5 protein-coding genes are annotated in these 6,124 nt (G+C 59.1%); 4 read left to right on the top strand and 1 reads right to left on the bottom strand.

What is annotated here, in order from left to right:
• On the bottom strand, positions 1-1,305 hold a 1,305-nt coding region (locus ACH2EH_RS03830), incomplete at its 3' end, for a hypothetical protein (RefSeq protein WP_395139132.1).
• A gap of 198 nt (positions 1,306-1,503) precedes the next feature.
• Here ACH2EH_RS03830 and ACH2EH_RS03835 point away from each other — a divergent pair.
• From ACH2EH_RS03835 to ACH2EH_RS03850, 4 genes are all read left to right on the top strand, one after another.
• The gene (locus tag ACH2EH_RS03835) at positions 1,504-1,887 is read left to right on the top strand and encodes an endonuclease domain-containing protein (RefSeq protein ID WP_395139134.1); all 384 of its coding nucleotides are present in this window, start codon (positions 1,504-1,506) and stop codon (positions 1,885-1,887) included.
• A gap of 368 nt (positions 1,888-2,255) precedes the next feature.
• A complete protein-coding gene (locus tag ACH2EH_RS03840) occupies positions 2,256-3,014 on the top strand; it encodes an SDR family NAD(P)-dependent oxidoreductase (RefSeq protein ID WP_395139136.1) in 759 nt (252 codons plus the stop codon).
• A 21-nt stretch (positions 3,015-3,035) separates the two neighbouring features.
• Positions 3,036-3,899: an alpha/beta hydrolase fold domain-containing protein gene (locus tag ACH2EH_RS03845; protein WP_395139138.1), complete on the top strand. Its 864-nt coding sequence runs from the start codon at positions 3,036-3,038 to the stop codon at positions 3,897-3,899.
• 88 nt (positions 3,900-3,987) lie between these two features.
• Positions 3,988-6,006, top strand: a complete 2,019-nt coding sequence (locus ACH2EH_RS03850; RefSeq protein ID WP_395139140.1) for a hypothetical protein — start codon at positions 3,988-3,990, stop codon at positions 6,004-6,006.
• The last annotated feature ends 118 nt before the right edge of the window (positions 6,007-6,124 follow it).

The following is a 6,124-nucleotide window of genomic DNA, read 5'->3' on the forward strand; positions in this document are numbered from 1 at the left end:
ATCTCCTTTGGCTGTATATTTTCGTGGATAGGTATAGTTTTGCCAGGCAAAGATGTCGCTGGAATCAAGACTCAGGCGGGCAAAATTTGCCTTCAATCCATTCTCCACCGGTTTTGGCCCGTCCCACTTTCCTGTCGCCAAGTCCAGCCGCGCAATCCCCGACGACGGCCCGTATCCGGGCTGGTTGTAGCCCGTCACCCAGAGCGTGTTGCCCTCCACGAGGAAGTCCGTCCAGTAGACAAGGGGAGCAGGAGACATTCTCGGCTGCCGCTGAGACGGCTCGATCTTTTCCCGGCTGATCTCCACGGGCTCACTGAGAGTCGGCGTGACCCGGTGCAGGACGCGGTAGAAAGTGACTTGCGGCGGCGTTTCGTCCCGGACGGAGGAAGTGTCCGTGGTGAAGGACTCAATGAGCACCGAGCCGGGACGGGTATCGGCGACGAAGCGAGCGGGGCGACCACTGCGCACCACGAGGGGTGTTCCGCCACTCGCGGGTTGCTTCACCGAGGACTGCCCCAGCAAGTCAGCACCCAGCGGATGCCGTGTCGTCTTCCCTGTCTGTTTATCGTAAAGCAGGACGTAGGGGCCTTCACCCAGTACGACAGGCTTGTTTACCACAATAGGACTGCCACCAAAGGCAGGCTGAATGACCGTGGACTGAAAAATCAGGGAAAACTTGGGTTGAACGGAGAAGGCAAGCATATCCCCGATACTTGCCGCCATCTGTAGCTGAGTGGTGTGACCAGGATAGACGCTGGGTCGGGGCGCAGTAGCTTCAACATTTACCTGCCGTGTCCACGTTTTCGCGCTTCGATCCCACGCCAGCGCCGCGCCCTTGTCGGTGAACACAAACGCCCAGCCGCCGGAGACGCTCAGGCGGTAGTCGAGGAAGTAGTGGTAGCCCCTGCGTGCCGTGCGCGGGGCAGGTGTCGGGGGCGCGACGGACTCGACTTTCCCACTCGCTAGATCCAGCGTAACAATACTCAGATCGGGCGCGGGCTGCTCGTTTGCCCAGTCGCCCCACGAGCCGCAGAGAATCCAGAGCGTGTCGGGCTTGGCTTTGTCAAAGACGACATCGTGGATATTGTGCGTCGGGAGGCCGTCGTTCTGGGTGTAGACACGCCACTTCTGCGTTTCGCGCTCAAAAACTCGGACACCGCCCGACGTGGCAAAAGCGACAAAGCGCTTCCCGGCGGCGATGCGCCTGACGTTTTCTGCATTGGTGAAGTACCGGGGCGCAGCGCTGGGATTGTTCTGTGGGGCAGCCTGCGCGAAAAAGATGAGAGCGGGAATGACAGGAACCATAGCACACAGTTCCTCACCCCGTTCTAAATTTCCTGCCTGGGTCCCACTCGCCTTGGACCCACCCGCCTTGGACCCACCCGGCTCGAACCCACCCGCCTCGTTCCTCGGCACCCTCCCTCAGGGCAGGGAGGGTTGGGGGAGGGGAAAAATAGTTTTTGATTTTTATTAGAATGGGCACTTCTCAGCCGTTCTACAGGCATGAGAAGAGAAAACTATCTACAAGTTCGTAACTACGCCCGACAGATGCGCCGGGAAATGACCTGGGCGGAGCGTCGTGTCTGGGAGGTGATTCGGCAGCGGCGCTGTGGCGGGTATCGTTTCTTACGACAGCGGGTCGTGGGACGATTTATTCTTGATTTCTACTGTGCCGAGAAGCGCTTCGCCCTAGAGATTGACGGTGAGATTCATCTCCGCCCGGACATCGCTCAATATGACCAAAACCGAGAATCGCATCTTCGATCAGAGGACAATTTAAGCTTCTTGCGCCTGACAAACGCCGAGGTCATGCGTCTCTCTGACCAGGAGCTCAGCCAGCACATTCTCGAAGCCCTCCAAACCCTCCCCCAACCCTCCCTGCCCTGAGGGAGGGTGCCGAGGAACGAGGCGGGTGGGTCCAAGGCGGGTGGGTTCGAGCCGGGTGGATCCAAGGCGGGTGGGTTCTGGTGAGACCTAGAACCGCCAGCCAAACATCAGTGAGGAGCCGCGCAGGTCGCCGTTTTTGAGCTTGGTGTCTAAGAGCTGGAGGTTGGCGACAAACCCAACTTTGGTCGTGATCCCCATCGCGATAGCGGTGCTTGTGCTTCTCGTCGTCTACCCGGAACGCCGAGGGAGAGGCGGCGGGAGCCGCAAGTAGGGTCAGCATGTCATAAGTACTCCTTCGGAAGTTAAAGACGCGTTTTTTTGCGCATTGGTGACAGGAAATCGCTATTGCCGAGGGGAATGTTAGCGGCATGAGTAATCAAAAAGTGGCGGTAGTGACCGGTGGGGCCGGGGGAATTGGCATTGTAACGGGGCAGCTACTGCGCCGCGATGGTTGGAAAGTAGTCCTGGTGGATGTGAACGCCGAGGCACTGGCGGGTGCGGCGGAGCAAGTGGGCGAGGGCACGGAGACGGCGGTTCTGGACATTCGCCATGTCGCTCAGATCCGCGAGGTCTTTGCCGCACTGGCCGCAAAGCTGGGGCGGCTGGACTGTTTAGTCAATAATGCCGGTGTCTTTCGCCTAGAGCCGATCTGGGATGTGACGGAAGAAACCTATGACTGGCTGATGGATATTAATCTCAAGGGGACGTTCTTCTGCCTGCAAGCGGCTGCCGTCGAGATGAAGAAGTTCGGCAATGGCGGTGTGATTGTCAATGTCGCCAGCGCCGCCGGGCGCTCTGGTCGCCCCACGCAGACGATCTACGGCCTGAGCAAAGCGGGAATGATCCACCTGACAAAGTCCGCCGCGATCTCGCTGGGCGAAGAGGGCATTCGGGTTTGCTGCGTCTGCCCTGCCGCTGTGGACACGGGCATGATGGCCAAGAACTTCGCCGAGCGCCGCCAGACCGGTGGCGATCAAGATGTCCAGGCGTTCATGGCCAAACTGCTCGTCAAGCGCCTCTCCCGCCCCGACGAGATCGCCGAACTCATTGCCTATCTTGCCAGCGAGAAAGCGGCCTACATCACCGGTGGTTCGATAGACATCTCCGGTGGCCTGGACATGCACTAGGTCTAAGTGAGGAAAGCCTTCATGTTACGTTCTTTGATAGGCGCACTTGCGCTATTGCTGCTGACTCTTGCGCCCGCTCGGGCGCAGGAGGGCATTGTCTTCGAGAAAGATATTGAGTACACCAACCCGGACAACCAGCACCTGCAGCTTAACCTCGCACGCCCAGCACAAGGCGACGGCCCCTTTCCGACGGTGCTTTGCATTCATGGGGGGGGCTTCCGCGCGGGGACTCGCGATGGTTACGATGGCCTGATCAAGCAGCTTGCCGCGCGTGGCTATGTGGCAGTGACGGTGAGCTACCGGCTCGCACCCAAGTACCCGTTTCCGGCGGCCATCCACGATGTGAAAGCCGCCGTGCGCTGGCTGCGGGCAAACGCAGCCAAGTATCACATTAACCCGGAGCGGATCGGCGTGACGGGCGGCTCCGCAGGCGGGCACCTGGCGCTCTATCTCGGCGTGACCGGTGACGTGAAAGAGCTGGAGGGTGAGGGGGGGAACTCTGGGCAGTCCAGTAAAGTGAACTGTGTCGTGAACCTCTACGGCCCCAGTGACCTGACACGATCCTACGGCAAGAGCGTGGACGCCGCCGAGGTGCTTCCGTTATTTCTGGGTGGCACGGTCGAAAAAGAGCGGCCTAAACACCTCACCGCGAGTCCACTCTACTGGGTCACACCGCTTACCCCACCCACTCTTTGTATCCATGGCACGAAAGATAACTATGTCGCCTACGAGCAGTCTATCTGGATGGTGGATCGTTTACTTGCTGCCGGAGTGGAGGCCGAGCTGGTGACGATGCAAGGAGCGGGCCATGGGTTTGGCGGGGAGCAGGCCAAGCAAGCAGATGCCGCGCTCTTTGCCTTTTTTGATAAGTACCTGAAACGCTAGACAGTTGCCATGAGGAACGCCGCCGTTACAACCTAGTCGTTTTATGGTATCCTCTCAGGCAACTTGCCCTGTAAAGGTTTATACTCAAATGCCACGAGAGGCGTTCAAAGAATCCGATTTTTCGGCGGAGCCCGATGTGCTGGCCTCGTCCCCCACGGAGCTTCCCAGCCCTAATCTTTCTCAGTACGAGCGCCCTGCGCAGACTCCCGCTCCTCTGGTGACGGCCAAGACGGCTGACAAAAAGCTCATCCAGCGCCTGGATCCGATGGAGCGCTTGAAGGTCGCGGAGCTGGCGAAGTGGGCACTGCTGATGGGAATGGGTGGCCTGCTGATGTGGTTTAAGGCGCTACTCTGGTCCATTGCCAAGTCCACGACCTCGCAGGGACTCCGGGTTGCCTATAGCCTGGTTCCTATAGGAGCGATCCTGGCCGCGTTTATCGCCACGGCGATCTTACGCTCGATTGTTGCCAAGAGAGCCACTGCGGGCAAAGGGGCTACCTACAAGGCAGTGGATGCGCTGCGTGACTGGGCGGTAACGGGTATCGTCACGGGGATGGTGGCGGTCTTCACGATTTTGATGGCGCGCGCCATTTTTCCCAGCATACCGACGGATGTTCGTAATACTGCCTACTATGTCTCGCGATTTATCGCGCTGGCGATTGCGGCCACGATCGGGCTGATTGCCGCACGACGGCTAGCGGTGCGCGGGGATGCGGTAATGGCGGGCGGAGGAATGGGCATTGTCCAGATTCTCCCGCAGGCTGTGCTCGTTGCGCTCTTGACATTGCCTCTTAATGACCTCATTGATAGGATGATTCAGAACTGGCCTTTCATGACCTGGGCGACGGGAGTTCCCGCCCTGGTCGGTTTTGGTTGGGCTGGCGCCACTCTCGCATGGGCGTGGAAAGCCGACCAGAAACTGCGCTTCTTGCAGGGGGGCAGGCAAGGCAGAGACTCGCGCTACGTGGCCACGGGCGGCGAGGCGCTGGAGATGAACTTCACGGTTATCGGAGGCCGGGAATCTGGCAAGACGGTGCTTTTGGCTGGAGCGTATAAAGAGTGGCAGGAGAACACCGCGGAGCGCTACGGGGTGATTGTGAAGCCGGTGGATATCACGCCGGTGAACTACGAACAGCTCGATCAGGCGCAGCAGCGTTTCTATCAGGATCGTAATCTGGACTATCTCTCCGACCTGATCTATACCTACAACCAGTGGCCACCCAGTACGCAGGGGATGCGCGAGTTCAAGTTCGATATCTACGTTCGGCTACGCAAAGGGGAGCAGCCCACCAAAGTCGCTCGCATCAACTTGCTGGACTATCCGGGAAGCCTTCTAGTGACGAGCGACCACTCCGCCGATGCCCACCGCAAGTACTGGAATCGGATCGCCGACTCGGATGGGATTCTCTTCGTGGGAGATATCTCAGCGCTGCGGCGTGGTGTTCAGGAAGAGGGCCTGAGCGATGTTCATAACGCTTTTCGAGCCGCGATGGATATTCTCATTGATGGCAAGACCGACCGGAAGATGGGGATCAATTCGGAGGGGCGGATCGAGGGCAACGGCAAGAACCGCGTGATTCCTGTCGGGATGGTGATGACCAAGTGTGATGAGTGTGTAGACCTCGCCAGCGGTCTGCCCAATCATGTGCAGATGGATAATCTTATCTACGGGGAGCGCCGGGTACGCGGCAAAGACGAAGTGAACTCGTCGCTGCTGCGCTATGATGGCCCGTTTGGAATTTTACAGGAGTGGGAAGAGAAGTGCCGCACCACGGGCCCCGGCTTTGCGGATGTGGAGATCTTCAAGACGACCGCGATCACGGCCTCTCGTCCCGTCAATGGCCCGGATGGTCAGCCCGATACCTCGCGGAAATTTGAGATGATCTCCCCTCAGGACACGACGCCCACCAACTGTGCCACCCCGCTCCTCTGGCTGACGGCACGGGCCCTGCGGTGGAACGTGACCACGTTTACCGAGCTACGTCGCTGGCTTCTGGGGAGCACTGATACCACCGCGCAGCGCCACCTAGATGCGATTCGACACATTGAGAAGGTTGTCGAACTCTGGCAAACAGCAATTGAAGAGCGTCGTGCAACAGGAAGGTAAGCTATGAGCGAGGGGCACATCGGCGTGCAGTGGGCGGTGTTCCGTAGCGGACGTGGCCCTTACGACGACTACAAAGTAACGGCCATGGTGGCGGATGGGAGCGCGGATACCAAAGAGC

This window comes from Armatimonas sp. (assembly GCF_043760365.1).
GTDB lineage: Bacteria > Armatimonadota > Armatimonadia > Armatimonadales > Armatimonadaceae > Armatimonas.

Coding starts and splice junctions, on each gene's coding strand:
- ACH2EH_RS03840 (WP_395139136.1), top strand. CDS start 2,256: ATGAGTAATCAAAAAGTGGCGGTAGTGACCGGTGGGGCCGGGGGAATT.
- ACH2EH_RS03850 (WP_395139140.1), top strand. CDS start 3,988: ATGCCACGAGAGGCGTTCAAAGAATCCGATTTTTCGGCGGAGCCCGAT.
- ACH2EH_RS03845 (WP_395139138.1), top strand. CDS start 3,036: ATGTTACGTTCTTTGATAGGCGCACTTGCGCTATTGCTGCTGACTCTT.
- ACH2EH_RS03835 (WP_395139134.1), top strand. CDS start 1,504: ATGAGAAGAGAAAACTATCTACAAGTTCGTAACTACGCCCGACAGATG.